Raw genomic sequence first — 20,434 nt, forward strand, 5'->3', positions numbered from 1 at the left:
AATCATGAATCCCGTCAGCTTGAAGCAAAATGCATATTTCCCAGCGCCAGCTTATTCCGGAGAAGCGGGAGAGTCTTCTAGTGATGAAGGGATTTTGTCATCAGCCTTCCAGCCTCATTTGCCATCACCGTCACAGATATCGGCTATAGGGAGCACCCAATCCGTTCTCAAGGATTTGGAAGCGGAAGAGTTCATCAATCCCGCCAATATTGCCGGGCAAGGTACTGCCACCCAAATTTTGGCCCTTAAACAGGCGGTCGCAGCAAGAAATCTATTGCAGGCCGATGAAGCATCTTCCAGCCGCTTCGCACGCCACTCCGATGACACTCCAGGCGGCAGGTCCGCGCGCGCCCCCGTTGGGCAACTACGACTTTTAGCTTCCGCATTACGCGGAGCGGGCGTGGCGCGGCGCCGTTTTTCGTCGGTGCGGGACGGTGAAGTAAGCCAGGAAAAAAGCGCTTTGCGTTCTGAGGGTGAATCGTGGCGCAAGGATCGCGCCGCCGAAAGTTCTTACGCCGCAGTCTTGTCGCATGGGCAAACCACATCCGCCATGGAGGCCGGGTCAGCACGCAGTGACAATGTGAGCGCGCGCGATAGTTGCCCCACAAGCGCTCAGCGGTTTTATGAAGCGGAGCCGCACTCAGGCTCTTCGCGTGCCGAAAGCGGACGCTTGCGCCACGCGCAACGGTCCCGACACTCCAGCATAGGCGAGCTCCCACCGCGCGGGCAAACCGCCGATTTGCAAGCAGGATGGCACAGCAACGATGGGACTCCGCACCGCGTCTCGCGCGCAAAGGCGAACAATTTGTTCAGCAATGCTCTTGATGACATTCGGCGTGCTCGCGACTTCACCGAATTCTCCTTTGCGGTGGTGCGCCATACTGGCATGCTGCAGGGCCAGGAAGAGCACGCTGCATTCCTGCACAGAGCCGCTGTCGAATTCACAAGCCAATTTCTCCCGAACTGGGAGCAGGACATCCGCGCTGGAGAATCGTTTGGGTACGCCAGTGTGTGCAACGCTGTCAGCCGGGGGCCTGGTGGTCAGGCGGGCAGTCAGGCTTGCAGGGCGATGGCAGCCAAGGTGTCGAGGTCTGGTAGCGCCCTAAACGAGGTAGATGCCGGCGCGCTGTCGCTCTTTGCATTGTCGTTCAGTCGATATCCCCGACTGGCGGAATGCCGCGACGGCGCGATCAGGATCGCCGAATTCTGTCGCGATCACCGCGCTGTGCTTCGGCGGCTCGATTCTCGGAGCCTCTCGCAGTTGGTGAATGGTTTGAGCAAATGGCCGGACCGGCCGGAGTGTGGTGACGGCACTGTCGCGGCTGCCAGCGAGGTTCTTCGCCGTGCCAACACGCACGGGCTGTCCGACTTTAATCCGCAGAACCTAGTCAACCTGGTGAATGGTTTCAGCAAGTGGCCGCAACAGCCAGAGTGTGGGCGAGCCATCGGCGCCATCGGCCCCGAGGTCGCGTACCTCGCAGGTCGAGCCAATCGACTTTCCGATTTTATCCCCCAGGGACTGGCGATCTTGGTGAACGGCTTCAGCAAGTGGCCGCGCGAAGAGAGCTCTCGCCTGGCTACAGTCGCGATCGCGGAAGAAATCATCGCCCGTATCAGTCAATTCGCTGCATTTGATAATCAAAACCTTGTGAATTTGGTGAATGGGCTCAGCAAGTGGCCGGACCAGCAGAAGACGCGCGAGGCGACGGTCGCGATTGCCGGCGAGATAGCCGGGCGGCGCACCCGGCTTTCTCGTTTTGCTCCGCAAGAGCTGGCAAACTTGGTGAACGGTTTCGCCAAGTGGCCGGAAGAGCTAAACATGCGCCAAGCCATAGGCGCCATCGCTGTGGAGATCGCTGCCCGCGCCGGCAACCTCTATGGATTTACTGAACAGCATTTGGCGAACGTCGTGAACGGTCTCAGCAAGTGGTCGGAACAGGAGAAGACGCTCGAAGCAATAATCGCGGTCGCCGATGAGGTGCTTTGCCGGGTTGCCCAGGTCTCCATTTTTAACCCTCAACAGCTGACGAACTTCGTGAACGGCTTCAGCAAGTGGCCGCAGCAGGAACGAATGCGAAAAGCAACGGTCGCGCTTGCCGGTCATATCCTTCGCCGGCCCAGCCAATTCCGTGAATTTACTCAGCTCGATGTGCCGATGCTGGTGAATGGTTTCAGCAAGTGGCCGGACGAGGAAAAGACGCGCGAGGCGACGATCGCGATCGCCGGTGAAATCCTTGGCCGTACAAACTGGCTCTGCGAGTTTAGGCCGCAGGACCTTACGATCCTGGTGAACGGTTTCAGTAAATGGCCTGAAGCCGCCCATTGTCGCGACGCCACAGCTATGATCGCTGATGAGGTCTGCGGCCCGGCCCGCCAGATATTCACTTTTGATCCTCAGCAATTGGCGAACCTGGTAAACGGCTTCAGCAAATGGCCAGACCAGACAGCGTGTCGCAATGCCACTGTCGCAGCCGCCGGTGAGGTTGCTCGCCGCGCCGAGCGTGGCGAGCAATTGTCTGCGTTTGCTCCACAGGGGCTGGCCAATCTGGTGAACGGTCTCAGCAAGTTCCCGCAAGAGGAGAGCGCAAGCCAGGCCACAGCGGCAATCGGCGCCGAAGTGTGCCGCCGCGCCGACCGTCCAACTGTGGGGCTCTCCGATTTCATCCCTCAGCACCTGGCGAACTTGGTGCACGGCTTCGCCAAGTGGCCCCAACAGGAACACAATCGCCAAGCCACGGTCGCGATAGGCGGCGAGATCCTGCGCCGCGCCGATCGCCCAGATGTCCGGCTGTCCGATTTCGTCTCGCACGACATGGCGAACCTTGTGAACGGCTTCGCCAAGTGGCCGAAGGAGCCAGCATGCTATCAGGCTCTCGTGGAGATCGCACGTGGTCTTGGCACCGCAGGCCGTCGCTTCGGCGCTTTCATCACGCCTGCGCTCGCCAGCATCGCCAATAGCTTGGGTCGAGTTGCCATGTGGGGAGACGAAGCCGGCCAGGTCGCCGAGCCCGCCCTGCTGAAGGACCGGCTGCATCAGCTCGCCCATTACCTCCACTATGCCGAGGACCGGCTGCAGCAGGCCGATGCCCTGGCAATCGCGAACATATTGAAGGCCTTGGGCAAGTCGCGGTTGTTTGACGATCTCGGCTTGCTGGCCCAGCCGGGGATGAACAGGCTCAGGGAGTTACATGCCGCTCCCGACTTCGGGCTGGAGAACAACCTCGAGACCATTGGCAATCTGTGCGCTGCCCTGCTGCCGCTGGCGCGCAGCCGGAAGCCGCAGTTGCGCTGGCACCGCAGGCAGGCGCTGAACCTGCTCAACGACATCCAGCCGGCGGTGGAACGCAAGATCGAGGCGCATCTCAAGGCAGGCGAGGCCGAGCGGACCACCGGAGCCAATGCAAGCCGCTGCCCGGCCCTGTCGATCTACCAGGTGCTTAAGACCCGGGCGGTCCTGGAGAAGCTCTACCGGCGGCCAAATGTCGAGGGCGACAGGCTCGATTTGAGGCGCAGGCAGGAAGAGCTGCACTACAAGACCAAAGAGATCCTGGACGCCGCCCGCGACCTCATTGAAGGCGACCTTTCCAATATGAGCTGGAACGTGATCGCCGAAATCGAGGCGGAGGGGCCGCTGGATGCGCTGGACACCTTCATGGCGCAGAATGCGTCGACCGTCCAGGCCCAGAACGACGCTTCGGTGTTCGATGTCCATCAGGTCCTGCGCGCCATGGACCACGAGCCGCGCCCGCCGCACGGGGAGGCGGGACTGATGCGGCTGCCGGTGGTCGACATGCGGGGGCGGCCGCTGGCCACGGAGCCTGAGCTGCGCTATTCCATCTTCCACCGCCTGACCTCGGGGGCGGTGAAGGTGGTGGCGGTGCAGTTGCTGGGAAAGCCGAGCGCCTTCATGCTGACGCGCACCCTCAGCGTCGATGGCGTGCCTTATCGCATGGACCTGTTCGGCGGCAGCAAGTTGAAGGCGCCGCAAAAGGGCCTGGCCCAGATTGCCGCTCGCCTGCCAGACGCGGCCGACGGCGAGGCGTCCGGTGGCAAGCTGCTGGCCATTCCATACGCCGACACGGCTCCGGGGACGGCGTTCGAGCAGCTGGCGCGTGCCTGGGCGCCGTTCAAGGAAGCCTATTACTACACGCAGCGCCGCGGATTTGCCGCGCCGCCGGCCATTCAGGGTCTTGGACCGCACGACTATGCGCTGGAAGGAGCCTTCAGGCTGTCGCTGCTGCCCGACCGCCCTGCCGGGGCGGCGCATGCGTTCCGGCTCACCGGGCCACATGGCCCGATCGCCTTGCGGCCGCATGACGGCTGCGGCTTCATCAAGGCCTCGCTGGCCGAGCGCATGCCGGCCATTGCCCGCGCCGCTCGGCAGGACGGTCCCGACCGGGTGCGTGCCTTTGCCGAGGGCAGGAGAGCGTCCGTTCCCGCCACGGCGCTGCAACATTATCCACGCAGCGAGCCGGTGGCGCAGGAGACGCGGGAGAAGGCTTTGGCCTGGCTCGACAGCCGTGAGCAGCCAAGGCTCACGGCCGAGGAGCTGTTTCGAACCGTCACCTGCGGACACCTCGACGGTCCGGGCGCCGTCGCCGTGCCGTCCAGTGACGCGTGCCTGCATGTGCCGAGGCTCAAGAGCGAGACCTTGACGAGCGGCGGGGGCGTGCTTGTCGGCCGCTCGCCCTATGACAAGCCGAACCTGCGCCCGTTCGCCGCCGGGCAGCTCAGGTCGGCGCTCGACGGCGATTCGACCGCGGCGTTCCTGGATCAATGCGTGGCCATCCAATACAGCTTCAATGTCGCGCATAAGTCGGGGGCGGAGCTGGCCGGTGACGATCCGACCTTCTTTGCCAAGGGCATTCTGATCGTGGTGCCCGACCAGATGTGGCCGGCCGACTTCGCCGAGCGAGGCCTGGCGATGTCTGCCGAGGACGTCAAGTGCCATTCGCGCTGGACGCAGGGCAAGGACCGGGTCAAGGCCGACACCGTGCTCGAATGCGTCGGCATCCTGCAGGCCACCGAGGTGTTTGCGCCCGGCTCGCTGGTTGCGGTGCCGACCGCCGAGCAGAAGAAGCTTGACGGCGATTTTGACGGCGATACCGTCGTCATCGTCGGCGACCGGCCTAGGCTTTACGACCATGTGCGACGGTTCGATGAGCAGGCGCAGGCGCGCGGCGTTCCCTCGCTGAAGTCGCCAAAGTCGCATACGCCGGCCATTGAGGACGGCAGCTACCAGTTCAGCCGATCCAGGCAGATCCTGGCGGCCACACAGGAGGTGCTGGAGACCTACAGCTGCCTGCAGCGCAACGTCCTGGCGCAGCCGCTCGAGGCGCAACGCTGGTTTGCCGAGCGTGCCGTCTTCGGCACCTACGAGGGCGTTGACCATCGCCTCAGGACCGACATCCGTGCCCTGTTGAACGCGGAACAGCCGGATGGCCAGGCTCTCCAGGACCTCATCGAAAGGACAAGGCAGGACAGGGGGGCCGCCAGACATCCGGTGGCCCGCGAACTGGCCGAGTTGCTCATTGCTGAGCTCCAGGCTTGGGCGCGGCAGCCCGATGGGCAGCTGCCGCAAGCAGCCGCGGCCCTCAACGGCGCAACCGCTGGCGTCAGCGCCGCCACCGGCGCGATCTTCCCCGAACTGGGCGAGGCCTATCCGGCAACGTCCGAGCCCAGAGAGCGCGTCCAGTTCCTGCTCGACCACTATCCGGCGCGCATCGATCCGCGCCCCGACGGCTATAACCCGGACGATCTGCATGAAAGCGCCATCAATCTGTTGAGCGTCGGCATCAAGGTCGGGACGGACGCCTACAAGTCCGATACCGGTGCCCGCCTGTTCATGCAAAAAAGCCCTGGCCTGCAGCGGCTCCTGCACCAGATCCCGGGCTTGAAGTCGGTGCCCTATGTCAAGTCGATGGCGGCGACGCTGCACCAAGGCAGGTTCGACGTCGATGCCAGCCTGGAGGATCTGAAGGACAATCCCACGCTGGCGGCCTCCGTCATGGAGGCGTCGATCAAACTCGCTGCCGAAAAAGGCATCCTGCCCAGCCCCTCCGACGTGTCGGCCGCCGAGGACCCCGCCACGATGATCACGCTGAGTCGCGAGCAGGCCGCAGAGCGCGCAAGGATTGAAGCCTTTCGCGCCGAACAGGAAGAAAGCGCAATCGCCAAGACCACGCACGAGGTTGCCGGGCTTCTGCGGCAGGCCGGCATTGACGTGAAGATGCCGCATCTGAAGCACCGGTTGCGCTCGCCAGCCTCCATGACTGACGAACTCACCGGCAGGAGCGCGAGCTCAAAGAACGGCGCTCAGTTGATCACCAGTGCAGTACGCTATGTCTTCGAGATCCCCGACGCGGCTTTTACGCGAGCCTTCAAGGCGGCCGCACTGGCCTTCGAGGAGCGGGGCTACAGCGAGGTCCAGACCGCCAACTGGTTCAGAACGCGCATGCCGGCCTTCCTCGCCATCCAGACGGTGTTCAGCACACCGCGGGGCTATCGCTTCGAGGTCGAGTTCCATACGCCGGACAGCTTTCGGACCAAACTCGCCAACCACGATAGCTATAAGGAGCTTGACAGGCTGCGGCGGCACCCCAACCCGGATGCTGCGCAAAGAGCCGGCGCGCTCATGCAGCGCGTGCAAGACCGATGCAATGAGGTCGCCATCCCGCCTGACGCCTCGAGCATACCGCATTGGGGATCGCCAGGGGATCGCAGGTCAAGGGCGGCTGCGGCCTTCAGGTTGCGCACCGTCGAACGGAGAAGACAGCCCGAGGCCTCCAGGTCGCCACAGGCAGGCGAGATCGTGGCAGCCCTCGGCACGCGGCCGGTCGTGCTCGTCGGCATGCCGAGCAGCGGCAAGTCGACAATCGGCCGCGAGCTTGCCAAGAAGCTGGGACTGGACTTTGCCGACACCGACAAGCTTATCGAAGCCCAGCACGGAAAGGTGACGGATCTGTTCCGGCGCCATGGCGAGGCGCACTTCAGGAAGCTGGAGGCCGAACAGATCGCTCTCTTGCTGGAGAAGGGGTCTGCCGTCATCGCCACCGGTGGCGGCGGCTTTGTCGAGCAGCAGAATAGACGCCTCATCGGCGAGAAGGCGGTTTCGATATGGCTCGACACCAAGCCGCAAGAGATCCGCAAGCGCCTCAAGAACGATACCAGCCGCCCGCTGCTGCAAGGCCCCGACGGCGAGCAGAAGCTCAGCCGGATGTGCAACGATCGCACGCCGCTCTACCAACAAGCCGATATCAGGGTGGTTCCGCCCTATGAACAAGACAGAAAGAACGCCGACCCCTGCGTGAAGGCGCTCTACGCCTATCTGTGCGGCGGCGAGGCCGAAGCCGCCCCGGCCGCCTCCCGCTATTGAGACGCCTCCCACGAGCGGGTCAGCCGGCGCTCCCAGGTCTGTAGTCGACTTGCCGTCGACATCGCAGTGCATGCGTGATGATCATCGCGTCGCGCCCCTACGGGAGGTCGCGCCGTCGTCTCATGTCGTCCGTCACCCTGGCGTTGGGCCGACCGATCGCCAGGCTACCGCACCGGACGCCCCGCCGCATCGGCTGGCGCTTGGCGCAACGCAATGGCTCGAAGACGACCATATCGCGGCCGATTACGATCTGCTTGGCGAGGAGCTGCACAGGGCCGATCCGGACATCGCCGCCCAGACCCGGTTCGTGCAGCCGGCGGTGGCCCATCTGCTGCGCTTGGCCCCCAACGCGGTCGAAGCGGCCGACGCCTTCCACGGCATCCTCGATGGCGGCAGGGCCGACTTCGTGTTCCTTCCCGTCAACAATGCCGGGGTTGGCGAGGGGGCACCCACTGGTCGCTGCTCTTTCTTGATCTACGCCGGCGCGAGCCGGTCGCCTATCATTACGACTCCTCCAGCGGCCTCAACAGCACCATTGCACGACAGCTCGCAGCAAGGCTGGGCGCGCGCTCGCAGCCCGTGCGCATGGTCCAGCAGGACAACGACTATGATTGCGGGATCTTCGTGCTGGACGCCACCCGGGCGCTGGCCACACGCTTGGCCCAAGCAGAGCGGCCCGGGCGCGAGCCGCTGCACCTCGACACCCTCGTCTCCGATCGGCAGGCATTGCAGCACCGCCTCAGGACTTATCTCGCCTTGGACCAATGAAGCTTGCTGCAACGGCGCCTGCGCCAGGAATCGCCTGGACGCTCGTTCTTCTCGACGATGATGGCCGACACGCAAAATCATCAAATGTGAGTCAGACCCCGGATTAACCGCGGCTGTCTAAGTATCCCGAGTCCGGAGGCGACACCCGTGCTACACGTTTTCCGCAGTTGAAGATGGCTGTCGTCGCGGTTTTTCCGGCCTATCGGCAGTAGGCGGACCTTCCTTTCTGGCCCTGACAAACTCTCCGGTCGCCCGGATGGCAAGGGTGGAAAGGATGCGGTGCTGAAAAGACCGATGGATCCCCGGAGCCTTCCGGCTTTGGCGAAGGCCGGACGGACCTCTCGGTCGTCCGGCCTTCGCCTGGGATCAGTTCGCCTTCATCACCTGGCTGAACAGGTCAGGGAATACGGTCTTGGCCTTGCCGACCTGCTTGACGGTCTGCGCCGCGTCGAGGTTCACGGGCTTGCCGAAGACGATCAGCGCCACCATGCCCATGCCGTAATGCGGATTGCATTTCACGCCGTAGACGCCCTCTTGCGTCAGGGTCACGGTGATCGTTTCACCAACCTTGCCCTTGAACTCCTGGGCGCCGTCGGGGATCATTCCCTGGATGGTTTCGACATTGTGGGTCTTGTCGCCAGGCACAAACTTGACCGTGTCGCCCGGTGCCGCCTTGATGAAATTGGGTTGGAAGACCATGGAACCCTTGTCTCCCTTTGTCAGCAACTGGACAATGTGTTCCTCGGCATTTGCGGCGCCGGCAAGAGCGAGCAGGGCGGCGGCGGTAATCAGGCGAAGTTTCATGGGAAAGTCCTTTCTTGAGTGCGTCACGGCTTCAACCGTTGCAACTTTCTAGCCACGGCGCGGGCTAGCGATTTGCGCTGGCGCAACTGGTGCGCGAAATATAGCTGGGCCGCCTGGCGGCCGCCGTGGAGTCATGAGGCAGCGAGGAGCTAAGTTTGCCGCTTGACCGCTCAGTTATCGCGCGACTGTCGCTGTTCGGGGGCCTAAACTCCGCGGAACTCGACAGCGTTCTCAAGACCCCCGGTCCGGACGGTTTGCGAAGGAGTCGCCGACAATCACCCGCCGCCCGTTTGCGCTTACGATCTCCATGCGCCCACCGCCCGAACAGTGATGCCCCAGCTTCCTCCGGCACGATCCTCGCCGAACCCCAGCGGGACCTTCTAGTGTACCGTCGCAGTGATTATGACGGGTTAGTCTACGCCGAGAATGGGCAGGTCCTGTGGCGGGACGAGCAACTGGATGCTGCGAGCGACACCGGGCTGCTTGTCGATCAAGCCGAGTTGGTTGAGGGTCTTGAGCATCTGATGGACTGACGGTGCGGTGACCCTGAAGTAGCGCTGGAAGTCCGCCTCCGCCGGAGCGCGGCGATTGATCTGCGAATAGGCCCAGATGAAGGCGAGGTACTGGCCCTGTTTGGCGGTGAACCGTGCTGTCGGCGCCGGCGTCTTTTGGTCAAGCAATTGATTCATTGTAGATTCACCTACGGCTCTTCCACCAAGAAGGGCTTTGGGAATGAACATACGATATCGGGTCGAACTCAGCCAATCCGAACGAGACGAGCTGCGTGCTTTGGTGAGCGGGGGTAAACTGCCGGTGCGGCGGCTCAAGCGGATGCAGATCCTGCTGGCCGCCGACGCCGGGGTCGCCGACGAGGCCATCGCCATCTCGGTGCAGACCAGCGACTCGACCATCTACCGCACCAAGAAGCGCTTTGTGGAGATCAGCCTGGAGGCCGCCCTCAGTGAAGGGCCGCGTCCGGGGGCGGCTCGCAAACTGAGCGGCAAGCAGGAGGTGCAACTGGTGGCGCTGGCCTGTTCTGATCCGCCGCAGGGATGCGCCCGGTGGACTTTGAAGCTTCTGGCCAACGCCCTGGTCGAAGTGATCGAACACCCGAGCGTCCGCCGCAGCATTCTTTATCGGTTGTTCAAGCCACCCCCAGGGAGGGTTTCTGTCAGGCGATTCCGATCGATTGGGTTCGCCATCGCGCCCGCCATCCAAGTCTCCTCAGCAGTTGGTCGCCCGAACCGCTTCAAAAGGCCTTTCGCGATCTGACGTGGCACCGCTTGCGAAAACAGATATCCCTGACCTAGCCGCCTTGATGCACGGCGATCGGCTTTCGGCGGCCTGCATCGGCGATCTGGCCGCCCTCGGGGTGCATTTTGACAAGCCTCGTCGGGCGCCGGCGATGATCCGTCGTGATGGCAGGCGGGGTTTGCAGGTTGCGGTCGGCGGGTTCGTTTCGGGGCGCCTGCGCCCCATCGTTATGTCGCGAGTTGGGGGATGCGATCGAGGACGATGCGCAGAATACGCTGGTCGGGGCAGGATGTCGGCAGGTGCAGGCGGATTTGCGTTTTCATCTCGACCACCCGCGCAGCGATTTTGATGAGGCGCAATCGCAGCGTGTCGAATTGGGCGACGGCAAAGCTCGAGCGTTTCGGCATCGCAGCGCGCAGGCCCCACATTAGCCAGTAGGCGCCGGCATGCAGGAAGAGCCGGAACTGGTTGGCCGTCGCTCTTGTGCAGGATGTGCGGTCGGCGGCAAGATGCGTCTTCCAGGACTTGATGTGGTTCTCGGCCGCGCCGCGCCGGCAGTAGAGGTCCGCGTAGAGCGCCTTGGCCTTGCCACTGGCCAGATTGGTGACGATGAAGCGGGTGTCGGCTCCTTTGGCGCCGACCTCGACCCGCGCGATGATGCGCTCGACGCGGCTCCAACTGGCGGCGCCGTCAAAGAACTCCTTGAAGCGGCGGACCTTGTTCGATTTCGCCGACGCCTCAAAACGCGCCAGCGTGGTGGCTTCCAGATGCGCGACATGCTCGCGCAGCGTCGTGGTGGGCGCCACGCCGAGGATGAAGTCTACACCGTTGGCGCGGCACCAGCCAATGACCAGTGGACTGCAATAATGGCTGTCGGCCCGGATCAGGATCCGTGTGTTCGGCCAATTGCTCCGGATCGCCCGCACCAGGCGGCGCAGGTGGGGGCAGATCTCAGCCCCGCTCGGCCGCCTGGCCGGTCGCAGGATCGCGCTGACGAACCGGCCCGCACCGTCGAACACCACGATCGGCTGGAAGCCGTATTCGTCGTAATGCGCGTTGAACAGGCGCAATTGCTGGCCGCCATGTACGGCGTCAAACGTGTCGTCGATGTCGAGCACAATCCGCTTCGGCACCTGCCGGAAGGAAGCGCAATAGAGATCGACCATCGCCCGCCCCATGGCGACCAGCTCCCGCACGCCGGGCAGGTTCTCCAGCCGGCAGATCGTCGATTGGGAGGCCAGATCCCGACCCGACGGCAGCGCATCCTGGGCCATCTTGAAGACCGGATCGGAGCGCAGCCGGTTGGCGTCATTGCCATCCTCATAGCCGGCGGCGATCATCTTCATGCGAAAGATGGGGTATTCGGCTTGAGCCTCATCTTTTGGCGGTGATGCCATCAAGGTGCTGCGCTTCGAGCTGATGATAAACGTGGTCTGTCTGGAACATCCACAAGCATGCATCAGAAGGAGAAGCGCAGCATGAAACATTATGCAGGATTGGACGGTGCGCCGTGGCGGCGCGGGAGGTGAACATGGAATAGCCACCTCTCAAGCTTGCTGATTTTCGACCGGCGGCTGCAATGCCGCCCCGCCCGCAGGAGCAGCAGGCGGAAGGGGGCCGAGAAGCTCGACCGGGCGTCGCCGGTTGGGTGTCATAAGCAGATCGGCCTGAACTGTACCGGGTGTGGACCATCGACCGCAGGCCGGGCTACCGCAGTGTCTATGGCGAGATAACGAAGTGAGCGCCGGAAGCCTCGGATTCAACCGGTAACGCCTCCAAATCGTGCGATGGCATGGGAGGTAAGAAGCGATCAGACGCGGCGGGGCTCGTCTATCTCCGCTGCGGGGCGCGTCGAACGCGCCCAAGACGGGGGAAGCTCTCATGGCCCTGTCTTCCGCATCGCCTGGGGTAAAGCTCACCGCCTACGGACATCAAGGTTGGAAATCGGAACACGGGAACTTGGACTGTCTGCCCCGCATGGAACTGGGCTAGCCGCGACGGCCGGAGATGGACGGCACCAAGGGCGGAGCTTCCGTACTAGTCGGAGCGCGGGAAAGCCGTGCACAGGGCGAAGGGAAGCAGGAAGACGGGTAAACCTGCATGACGGAGGAGTGATCTGTGGACATGGGTCATCAGGCCGACGAGGTACTCGGCGCTCAGCGCAAACTCTATCAGTGGAGTAAGGCAAATCCAGAAGACGCGTGGCGGGACATGTGGGGTTGGGTCACCAATCTCCGCGTGCTGCGTCACGCCTGGCAACGCGTAGCCTGCAACTGAGGCCGACGTACGGCCGGGATCGACGGGATGACCGTGGGCCGCATCCGGAATGGGATCGGTGAGCAACGCTTCCTCGAAGGGCTTCAGGCCGAATTGCGCTCCGGCGCATACCGACCTAGCCCTGCGCGGCGCAAGGCCGGTAAACCGGGGCAATTCCGGCCCCTGGGCATTCCCACGGTCAAGGATCGCGTCGTTCAAGGCGCGGTCAAGACACTTCTGGAGCCGATCTTCGAGGCGCAGTTTTGGCATGTCTCCTATGGGTTTCGACCCGGACGGAGTACGCATGGCGCCTTGGAGCACATCCGACGAGCTGCCTTGCCGCATAAACGCGACAAGGACACGCGGCGGAACCGGATGCCGTATCCATGGGTCATAGAGGGCGACATTAAGGGCTGCTTCGATAACTTAAGTCATCATCACCTGTTAGAGCGGCTGCGCCAGCGCGTGGCTGACCGGCGGGTGACAAGGCTAATCGAGCAATTCCTGAAAGCCGGTGTTCTGTCGGAGGAGCAGTTCCTTCGCACAGACGCCGGCACCCCTCAGGCTGCTCGCCAACATTGCGCTCAGCGCGATCGAAGAGCGGTACGAACGGTGGGTGTATCAGCGCTCCAAGGCCCATGCCGACCGCAAATGTGATGGGAGGACCGCGGCAGGCAGAGCGCGCTATTGGGATCGCATGGCTGGTCGCTGTGCGTTTCTACCGGTGCGCTACGCCGATGACTTTGTGGTGCTGGTGTCTGGCACACGGGAGGATGCCATCGCGGAGAAGACCGCGCTGGCGGCCTACCTGCGTCAGACCATGGGCCTTGAGTTGTCGCCGGAAAAGACGAAGGTCACAGCCATGACGGAGGGGTTCGAATTCCTCGGATTCCGCTTCATCATGCATTGGGACAAGCGCTACGGCTATGGCCCGCGCATTGAGATTCCCAAAGCAAAGGCTGCCAACCTGCGTCGAAAGGTCAAGGCACGTACGGGAACGAGTTCTGCCCCGTGCACCCTGACCTCCAAGCTTCAGGAGCTCAATCCCATCCTGCGTGGGTGGGCGAACTACTACCGCCACTGCGCTTATGCCGGTCGGATGTTCACCAGTCTCGACTGGTACCTCGGCATGCGGATAGCGCGGTGGCTGCATAGGAAACGCCCCAAGGCGGGGTTGCGTGACATCTGGGCCTCATGCCAGCCCAGTAGTCGGCGGCCAACGAGACGGCTTTGGCGCGAGGGAATGGTCGAGCAACATATGCTCGCCTGGACCCCCGTCTACCGCTTCCGTCTCGCATGGATGGCGATGCCTGACTTTGCCATGTCTTCTGGAGAGCCGAGTGCGTAACGAAAGGCGCATGCTCGGTTCGGGGAGAGGCGGGAAGAAACCGGCCGCTGAAAAGCGGCCCGGCGCTTGCCGCCTACTCTACTCTCGGTGAAAGAGACCTCTATTTGCATTGTCGACGAGACTGGCCGGATCGTGAAGGAGGCGAGAGCGTTGAGCGATCCGCAGTCATTGTGTGACGCGCTGAGGGGGACCGGCTTGCCGATGAAGACGTGCCCAACAAGACCGACCGCAATGACGCCCGCGCGCTGGCGCAGATCATGCGCACTGGCTGGTATCGGCAGGTGCCGTCAAGAGCAGGCAGTGCCGGCTGTGGCGTTCGCTGCTGGTTGCCCGCCGCACGGCGCTGAACGAGATGCGTTCGATCGAGAACGTAGTGCGGGCGATCCTGCGCGAGGCCGGCGTCAAGCTGGGCCTGCCGTCGCGCAGCGCGTTTGCCGGCCGCGTGCGTGAGCTGACGGGCGCTGACGCCGAGGTGATGGCGATGGTCGAGCCGCTGCTTGCAATCCTCGGTGTCATCGCCCGTCAGCTCCCGCGCTAAATCCGGTAGCGTCTTATCTGCCGCGATACGCTCGAGCAGCGGTTCGATCTTGCACATCCCCCTGGCAGCGATCAGCCCGTATTCTGCCGCATAGCCGCGGATCGCATTGGCGAGCTGCGTGCGATTGCGGATCAGCCGGTCGCGCAGGCCAACCAGCATTAATGCCGCCTGTTGTTTAGCGGTCTTGACCGGCACAAACCGCATCGTCGGCCGGCTCATCGCCTCGCACAGCGCTTCGGCATCGGCCGCATCGTTCTTGCCGCGCTTGACGTACGGTTTGACATATTGAGGAGGGATCAGCTTCACCTCATGCCCAAACGATTGCAGCAGGCGTGCCCAGTGGTGCGAGCCCCCGCACGCTTCGATCGCAACCACTGTCGACGGCAGCTTCTCAAAGAACGCCACCACCTCCTTGCGCCGCAGTTTTTTGCGCAGCGCCGGCTCCTCAGCTGCGTTCACACCATGGAGCTGGAAGATGTGTTTTGACGTGTCGATGCCAATGCGAATAATTTGTTCCACGGACGGTCTCCCTTTGCTTGAGATCTGTAACGACCTCATTCTGGCACATCGATGCCGTGCGGGGGCCGTCCACCCCAACATCATGCGGCGGCCCAAGCGCTGACCGCGAAGAGAAGCGAGTGACCCACGGAACGGTCCAGAAAAAAGTGCAGGAGCATCTTGACCAAAACGACCCCAATCAGAGAGGACTCTTAGTCACGGCCAAAAAGAACGCGTCAATTTCGGCGTCGCTCTTGGCCAGCGCCGCAAAGCCGGCCGCCATCATGGCTTAGAATAGATCAGGCCCGGTTGCGTCCTGGACACTGCTCAAATAGAGATGGGACAAATAAGACAAAAGGACCGACACATTGACAGAAGAATCCGACCACCGCGCCGCCGAACTAGCCGAGCTTACTGCGGAGATTGTATCCGCCTACGTAAGTAAGAACCCTGTACCGGCTACCGGCCTGCCTGAACTAATCGCATCCGTGCACATGTCTCTGTCCGGGCTTGGTACGCCGATCGCGCCTGTCGTTGAGCCGCAAACTCCCGCGGTCAACCCGAAGAAGTCGGTGACGCCAGACTTCATTATCTGCCTCGAAGACGGCAAGAAGTTCAAATCCCTGAAGCGGCACCTTAGCACGGACTTCGGTCTGACGCCGGACGCCTATCGCGAGAAGTGGGGCTTGCCGCGCGACTATCCGATGACGGCTCCGAATTACGCCGCTCAGCGCTCGCAACTGGCGAAGTCCATCGGGCTTGGCCGCAAGGCTGAACCCGTCGCACCAGCCAAGAGAGCACCTGCGAAGCGGAAAGCCAAAGTGTCCGCCGCCACCTGACGCTACGTAACGACTCAGCTACGTCGAGGCGCGGCGGATCCCAATCCCGCGTGGCCGGCGCCATTCGGATAAGCTTCAGCGAGGGCCTTTGTTCTTAGCGTGGCGGAACTCGCCGGGCGAAGAAACCCCAACCACCTCAAGCAGCATACGCGCCAGAGCTGCAGGGGTATTTACGATGATTCTTCGCCCCAAGCCGCTCTCGCGCCACGCCGTCCAGCCGCTCGGCGCCGCGCCGATCGCGCCCATGGCGCCTGTGCCATCCTGGCTGCGCAGGGCAGTCGAGACGGCGCCAACCGTTGCCCCAAAAGGCCTTGAGGATGTTGCGCTTGCCGCCGGCGCCGCGATCGGCGCCCTCGACCCGGTGGTGCGCCGGGACGAAAAATGGGCGGGCGCCTGGCGGCAGCGGCTGGCGCTCGCGGCGGCCGCGACGACGGCACGGCAGGCGGGGCGCACCGAGGACGAGGCCGCGCTGCGCGATTCCTTGCTCCTGACCCGTCCCGGCGACGATTGTGGCCCCGCCGGTCTTTTGCTCCTCGCCTGGCGCCGGCTGGCAGCCCGGCCCGCGGTGGATCTCCTGACGGCAAAAAACCTCGCCGCGGTACTGGAGGAATTCGGTTTTTTCGCCCGCGACAGCGCGGCGGTCGGCGATCTGGCGGATGAGCTTCGGCAACTTGGCGCCAGCGCGGGGACGGTCGGGACGCTGCGGGTGCCCTCGCGGCCGCCGAGCGTCACGGATTCGGGCGCGTCGCCGGGGCGTGGCTTGCCGATGCTCTGCTCGCGCAAAAACTGGGATGGCGTATGCGGTGCCGCTGCTCGGCACCGAACCGGCATGGGGCGCGAGCGCTGCTCGCCGGGGGCGGCCATCGACCGTGGTTGCAGCGACGGGGGTCGAGACAAAACCTGACGAGGCGAAAAGTCTGCTGGCCGCCCAGGCGCGCGCAGCAGTGCGCGCTGGATCTTTTCACCGAGCTCGGCCGCCGCGCCGAGCGGCTCATCGCCGTCGCGCCGAAGCTGCGGGCGAAGGGTGCGGACCGTGTGGTCGAAAAGCTGCTGTCCGACGATGCGCTCGTGGCGTCGCGCGGCGACAAAAAGACCGGGATGAGCGACCGCGGCCTGCGCAGCCTGTTCGACCGGCTGGTCGAGCTTGGCGCGGTGCGCGAGCTGTCCGGCCGCACGACCTTCCGTATCTACGGGCTGTAGGCGATGTCGGAGGCGGCGCCGAGCGCGAAGGGCAGAGGAAGAAGAGGCGAAAGACGGTCGGATGACCATCGATCAGGCGACCGTCGTTCAAATGACCATTTGTTTGATCGGGAACTGGATCATCTGCCGGCGGAGGTGCGCTGGCGGGAATGGATGAACCGGGTCGAAGCGAGGATCTTCGCGGCCAGCGAGCCGGTGACACGCGAAACGCTGGCGCGTATCGTCGGCAAGAGCTGCAATATCGATCTCATCATCGATGACATCCGCGAGGAGCTGCGCGGCCGGCCCTATGACCTGGTCGCGGTCGCCGGCGGTTTTCGGCATCTGACGCGGCCGGCCTATGCCGATGCCATCCGCAGTGCATTTGGCACGGCCGTCGACGGAAACCAACGAGCGGGCGACCTGATGCAGGCGGAAGTCCTGGTGCTAATGTGCATCGCCTACTTCCAGCCGATCACCCGTGCCGAACTGTCCTCCTTCTTCGGCAAGGAAATCAGCCGCGACCTGATAGGCAATTTGCGCGGCTTCGGCCTGATCGCCTCAGGCCCACGCAGCCCGACCCCAGGCGCGCCATACACGTATGTCACGACCAAGGCGTTCCTGCTGCAGTTCGGGTTCGACACGCTGCGCGATCTCCCGACGTCGAAGCGCTTGAGGATGCAGGCCTGCTGTCGAAGGAGAAGCTGCTGGCGGGCGACATCATGCCGGGGTGTTCCAGTGACTGGGAAGAAGATGCGGGCGTTGCCGGTGATGAATAGCATGCTGCTCACCAGGGATGGGTGGTTCGCGGGCAGCAATCCTATTCGCGGAGGACGGCAAGAACACGGTGACGCTTCGTTTTGATCGCATCGTCAGTGGCGCGCGAATAGGCCTCGAGCAGAGCCGCAAGGTCGGCGCTGGCCGGGGGTGACCGCACAGACCTCGGCGATCCTTGATGCTTGTCCATGAAATCCGAGAAGTGCGCAATCATCAGCTTTGTCGCAAACTGATTGGCAATGTGTATCCGGCATGAAGTTCCCTCCAGTTCAGGAGGTCCCTCGATGTTCAAAGGCCGACATTTAGAGCGATCCGTAATCTTGCTGTGCGTGCGGTGGTATCTCGCCTACAATCTGAGCCTCCATGCTCGGCTTCAAGTCTATGGCGAATGCCGGGATCATCCTCGCCGGCTGGTTCACATGATGCGAAAGCGACAGGCAAGGTTCGCTACAATCCGAGTCCGTTAATTGTCGAGCAGTTCGAAATGCTCACCGCGTGATCAGTGCCCCAGGCGACGCTCTTCCCGTCCACATCCCGGAATTGCGACAGAGCGCACTCGATGACATGTTCAAACCGTCAGCCTCTTCTTGCATTACACAAGAACTTGACGCGCAAAACCTGTTTCAGTTTGGACTGGCCTGTCGAAGACGGCCACACGCGGCGCCTGCTGCGGCTCGCACCCGGCGGCGCGGACCATCCGCAACAGTGTGTCGCCGCTCACCGGCATGGCGAGCCTGTCCGACAGGCGCAAGCCGGGCGCACCGCCGACCGCGAAGCCGATGGCCAGCTGGCTTTCGCCGAGGCGGGACGTGCGTCTCGCTTTCGGCCGTGCCGTTTCCGGCAACCGCTCGGTGAAGATCCGCCGCTGGCATCGTGGATCGGCGCATCGAAACCGTCGTGCGTGAAGCTGGATTTCGACAATCCGACCCTGCCATGGCAGATCGCTCAATCGGCGCATGTAGTGACTGTGAACGCGGCGGGTTCGGTGACCGCAACATGGACAGCACGAGTCCATCGCCTTCGGTCGGGCCACAAGCACCACCCTCTCGGCCTGCGGCAGAATTTGGACAATCGAAAGCTCGGGTGAAATCAGCGAGCGGAAGGCATGGAGCACGGGCAAATCACGGCGTCGACTGCGATTCCGACTCTATGAACTTATTGGCACCGTCCGTGAATCCCGCAACCTGCACCAAATATATGCGGAAGAACCCTTGTTTGTCACGCGGCAGCAACGATGGATGCCGCTTCAAGTCCCTGACACGTTCCCTTGAACACACTGACAATCTCCGTCGGGGCCGAAACTGTAGATCAGGAGGTCGATGGGAACTGAGATCGCCGGGCAGCACAACTCTTCGCTGCTTTGACGTTCAAAAGCTGTTCATTCCCTTAGTTCGGATTTCGCGGCGGAACTGGCAAGAGTGCTGCCAGGGCGCGAACCCGATCCTCCGGCACGGCAAAACCGTTCACAAGAGCATCTATGCGCGATTGTACCTCGGTCGCAAGCGGTGCCGCGCCTGTCTGGAGGGCCCGAAGACCCGAGATGCGATCTGCAGGACGGTCCAGTCCCTCGACGAGGAAGACGAGGGGCATCTGGTGTTCGGGGGCAAGCTTTGCCATCGCCACACCGAAGCCCCGTAGGGCATTGACGCGATGAGCAGGCTCGTCGAGCCTGCAGGCGAGTACGATCAGACGCTCCTGGAGCGGGCGCGCGAACTCTGCCACGCGGGTTCCGAGGCCCCTCAGGGCCTTGGCGCAATGTGCGGGGGATAGCCCCTCGGCAATGGCGACGAGACGCTCCTGGAACTCGGGCGCAAGCCCAGCGACGCCGGCGCCGAGCTGCTCCAGGGCCGACGCCTGATCTGATTTGTCGAGTCCTTCGGCGATGATGACGAGCGACTGCCGGAGTTCGAGCTCGAGCCCTGCCATACCCGCCCCGAGGCCTTCCAGAGCCGAGGCGCGATGTTCGGACTGGCCGAGCCCCTGAGCGGCGGCCACGAGATCCTGCTGAATGTTGGGCTCGAGCCCTGCCAAGCCCTTCCCAAGCCCTTCAGGGCCGAGGCACGAAGCTCGTCCTCGTCGAGTCCCAGGGCGAGGGCGACGACACGCGGCCGGAATTCTGGTTCAAGCCCTGCCACCCCTGCGCCGAGGCGCTTAAGAACCTGCGCGCATTCCCAATCGTCGAGTCCCTCGGCGAGGACAACGACACGCTCCTGAAGGTCCGGCTCAAGCCCTGCCACACCCGCTCCGAGCGCTCGCAGGCCCGACCAGAGGCCCAAACGCTGATCGAATCTCTCGGCAAGGGCAACGAGGCGCCGTTGGACATCAAGGCTAAGCCCTGCCGTCCCTTTTCCGAAGCCCCTCAGGGCAGAGACGCGGTCTTTATGCTCGTGCAGCCTCTCGGCGAGGGTGATGAGACGCCGCTGGAGCTCGTGCGCAAGGCGTCTCGCGCCGACTGCCAGGCCTTCCAAGGCCAAGGGTCGATGCGCCGCCGGAAGATCTTCGGCGTGGGCGACGACGGGCGCTTGGAGTTCGGTCGCAAGCCCTGCCATGCCTGCCCCGAAGCCCCTAAGGACGGAGGCGAGGTGCCAGGGTTCCTCAAGCCCCTCGGCTACGGCGAGGAGACGCTGGTGGAGCTCGGGCGCGAGCCCTCCCACGCTTGTCGCGAGGACTTGGAGGGCTAAGGCTCGATCCCCGGGCTGTTCGATCCTCTCGACGAACGCGACGAGACGTCCCTGCTGCAACCCTGGTGAGGCAATCGAAATTCGGCGCGAGTGACTGGATCACACCACGATATACCG

General features: G+C 63.3%; 14 protein-coding genes and 6 pseudogenes. 12 read left to right on the forward strand and 8 right to left on the reverse strand.

The features are described 5' to 3' along the window. Positions 1–4 precede the first annotated feature (4 nt). The gene (gene xopAD, locus BPNPMPFG_RS37640) at positions 5–7,375 is read left to right on the forward strand and encodes a XopAD/skwp family type III secretion system effector (RefSeq protein ID WP_258598890.1); all 7,371 of its coding nucleotides are present in this window, start codon (positions 5–7) and stop codon (positions 7,373–7,375) included. A 97-nt stretch (positions 7,376–7,472) separates the two neighbouring features. Here xopAD and BPNPMPFG_RS37645 read toward each other — a convergent pair whose 3' ends face one another. Then, positions 7,473–7,751 (reverse strand): hypothetical protein, encoded by a 279-nt coding sequence (locus BPNPMPFG_RS37645; protein WP_258599150.1) that lies wholly within the window; start codon positions 7,749–7,751, stop codon positions 7,473–7,475. 83 nt (positions 7,752–7,834) lie between these two features. Between BPNPMPFG_RS37645 and BPNPMPFG_RS37650 the strand changes: the two genes are divergently transcribed. Beyond that, entirely contained in the window at positions 7,835–8,143 is a 309-nt protein-coding gene (locus tag BPNPMPFG_RS37650) for a Ulp1 family isopeptidase (RefSeq protein ID WP_258599087.1), read from the forward strand. A 366-nt stretch (positions 8,144–8,509) separates the two neighbouring features. Here the strand turns inward: BPNPMPFG_RS37650 and BPNPMPFG_RS37655 are convergent, their stop codons facing one another. Both BPNPMPFG_RS37655 and BPNPMPFG_RS37660 read right to left on the reverse strand, forming a co-directional pair. Beyond that, on the reverse strand, positions 8,510–8,947 hold the full coding sequence (locus BPNPMPFG_RS37655; protein WP_258598891.1) for a pseudoazurin: 438 nt from the start codon (positions 8,945–8,947) through the stop codon (positions 8,510–8,512). A gap of 410 nt (positions 8,948–9,357) precedes the next feature. Beyond that, positions 9,358–9,636, reverse strand: coding sequence for a LexA family protein (locus tag BPNPMPFG_RS37660; RefSeq protein WP_258597274.1), 279 nt, complete (start codon positions 9,634–9,636; stop codon positions 9,358–9,360). A gap of 43 nt (positions 9,637–9,679) precedes the next feature. On the opposite strand from BPNPMPFG_RS37660, the pseudogene BPNPMPFG_RS37665 reads away from it, so the two are divergent. After that, a pseudogene (locus BPNPMPFG_RS37665) lies at positions 9,680–10,087 on the forward strand (helix-turn-helix domain-containing protein); the annotation flags it as partial. A 341-nt stretch (positions 10,088–10,428) separates the two neighbouring features. Here the strand turns inward: BPNPMPFG_RS37665 and BPNPMPFG_RS37670 are convergent. Both BPNPMPFG_RS37670 and BPNPMPFG_RS37675 read right to left on the reverse strand, forming a co-directional pair. Further along, a pseudogene (locus BPNPMPFG_RS37670) lies at positions 10,429–11,553 on the reverse strand (IS1380 family transposase); the annotation flags it as partial. Positions 11,554–12,238: 685 nt separating this feature from the next. Then, a complete protein-coding gene (locus BPNPMPFG_RS37675) occupies positions 12,239–12,727 on the reverse strand; it encodes a hypothetical protein (RefSeq protein WP_258599151.1) in 489 nt (162 codons plus the stop codon). Here BPNPMPFG_RS37675 and BPNPMPFG_RS37680 point away from each other — a divergent pair. The 3 genes and pseudogenes from BPNPMPFG_RS37680 to BPNPMPFG_RS37690 form a co-directional block, all read left to right on the forward strand. Then, positions 12,647–13,114 carry a reverse transcriptase/maturase family protein gene (locus tag BPNPMPFG_RS37680; RefSeq protein WP_258599088.1) on the forward strand — a complete coding sequence of 156 codons (468 nt, stop codon included), beginning with the start codon at positions 12,647–12,649 and terminating at the stop codon, positions 13,112–13,114. The two genes, BPNPMPFG_RS37675 and BPNPMPFG_RS37680, sit on opposite strands and share 81 nt — an antisense overlap. After that, positions 13,074–13,805 (forward strand): group II intron maturase-specific domain-containing protein, encoded by a 732-nt coding sequence (locus tag BPNPMPFG_RS37685; RefSeq protein WP_258598893.1) that lies wholly within the window; start codon positions 13,074–13,076, stop codon positions 13,803–13,805. The genes BPNPMPFG_RS37680 and BPNPMPFG_RS37685 overlap by 41 nt, the downstream gene beginning before the upstream one ends. A gap of 66 nt (positions 13,806–13,871) precedes the next feature. After that, positions 13,872–14,313, forward strand: a pseudogene (locus BPNPMPFG_RS37690) (IS110 family transposase); the annotation flags it as partial. Positions 14,314–14,328: 15 nt separating this feature from the next. Here BPNPMPFG_RS37690 and BPNPMPFG_RS37695 read toward each other — a convergent pair. Further along, positions 14,329–14,862 (reverse strand): annotated as a pseudogene (locus tag BPNPMPFG_RS37695) (IS110 family RNA-guided transposase); the annotation flags it as partial. A 347-nt stretch (positions 14,863–15,209) separates the two neighbouring features. Between BPNPMPFG_RS37695 and BPNPMPFG_RS37700 the strand changes: the two are divergent. The 5 genes and pseudogenes from BPNPMPFG_RS37700 to BPNPMPFG_RS37720 form a co-directional block, all read left to right on the forward strand. Continuing rightward, complete coding sequence (locus BPNPMPFG_RS37700; protein WP_258598894.1) at positions 15,210–15,680, forward strand: Ros/MucR family transcriptional regulator; 471 nt, start codon at positions 15,210–15,212, stop codon at positions 15,678–15,680. A 175-nt stretch (positions 15,681–15,855) separates the two neighbouring features. Further along, the gene (locus tag BPNPMPFG_RS43410) at positions 15,856–16,584 is read left to right on the forward strand and encodes a DUF1403 family protein (protein WP_413776948.1); all 729 of its coding nucleotides are present in this window, start codon (positions 15,856–15,858) and stop codon (positions 16,582–16,584) included. Further along, entirely contained in the window at positions 16,479–16,880 is a 402-nt protein-coding gene (locus tag BPNPMPFG_RS37710; RefSeq protein ID WP_413776949.1) for a DUF1403 family protein, read from the forward strand. Before BPNPMPFG_RS43410 ends, BPNPMPFG_RS37710 begins: the two co-directional genes overlap by 106 nt. A 3-nt stretch (positions 16,881–16,883) precedes the next feature. Further along, positions 16,884–17,638 (forward strand): annotated as a pseudogene (gene scpB, locus BPNPMPFG_RS37715) (SMC-Scp complex subunit ScpB). 282 nt (positions 17,639–17,920) lie between these two features. Next, a pseudogene (locus tag BPNPMPFG_RS37720) lies at positions 17,921–17,998 on the forward strand (IS6 family transposase); the annotation flags it as partial. Positions 17,999–18,228: 230 nt separating this feature from the next. Here BPNPMPFG_RS37720 and BPNPMPFG_RS37725 read toward each other — a convergent pair. After that, the gene (locus tag BPNPMPFG_RS37725; RefSeq protein WP_319946057.1) at positions 18,229–18,651 is read right to left on the reverse strand and encodes a transposase family protein; all 423 of its coding nucleotides are present in this window, start codon (positions 18,649–18,651) and stop codon (positions 18,229–18,231) included. A gap of 371 nt (positions 18,652–19,022) precedes the next feature. After that, a complete protein-coding gene (locus tag BPNPMPFG_RS37730; RefSeq protein WP_258598895.1) occupies positions 19,023–19,667 on the reverse strand; it encodes a hypothetical protein in 645 nt (214 codons plus the stop codon). A gap of 284 nt (positions 19,668–19,951) precedes the next feature. On the opposite strand from BPNPMPFG_RS37730, the gene BPNPMPFG_RS37735 reads away from it, so the two are divergent. Next, entirely contained in the window at positions 19,952–20,317 is a 366-nt protein-coding gene (locus BPNPMPFG_RS37735; protein ID WP_258598896.1) for a hypothetical protein, read from the forward strand. The last annotated feature ends 117 nt before the right edge of the window (positions 20,318–20,434 follow it).

The sequence above is a fragment of the Mesorhizobium sp. AR07 genome (assembly GCF_024746815.1).
Taxonomy (GTDB): domain Bacteria; phylum Pseudomonadota; class Alphaproteobacteria; order Rhizobiales; family Rhizobiaceae; genus Mesorhizobium.

Excerpts from the sequence above, each read along its gene's own strand:
- xopAD (WP_258598890.1), top strand. The coding sequence starts at position 5 with ATGAATCCCGTCAGCTTGAAGCAAAATGCATATTTCCCAGCGCCAGCT.
- BPNPMPFG_RS37655 (WP_258598891.1), bottom strand. The coding sequence starts at position 8,947 with ATGAAACTTCGCCTGATTACCGCCGCCGCCCTGCTCGCTCTTGCCGGC.
- BPNPMPFG_RS37660 (WP_258597274.1), bottom strand. The coding sequence starts at position 9,636 with ATGAATCAATTGCTTGACCAAAAGACGCCGGCGCCGACAGCACGGTTC.
- BPNPMPFG_RS37675 (WP_258599151.1), bottom strand. The coding sequence starts at position 12,727 with ATGCCAAAACTGCGCCTCGAAGATCGGCTCCAGAAGTGTCTTGACCGC.
- BPNPMPFG_RS43410 (WP_413776948.1), top strand. The coding sequence starts at position 15,856 with ATGATTCTTCGCCCCAAGCCGCTCTCGCGCCACGCCGTCCAGCCGCTC.
- BPNPMPFG_RS37710 (WP_413776949.1), top strand. The coding sequence starts at position 16,479 with ATGCGGTGCCGCTGCTCGGCACCGAACCGGCATGGGGCGCGAGCGCTG.
- BPNPMPFG_RS37725 (WP_319946057.1), bottom strand. The coding sequence starts at position 18,651 with ATGGACTCGTGCTGTCCATGTTGCGGTCACCGAACCCGCCGCGTTCAC.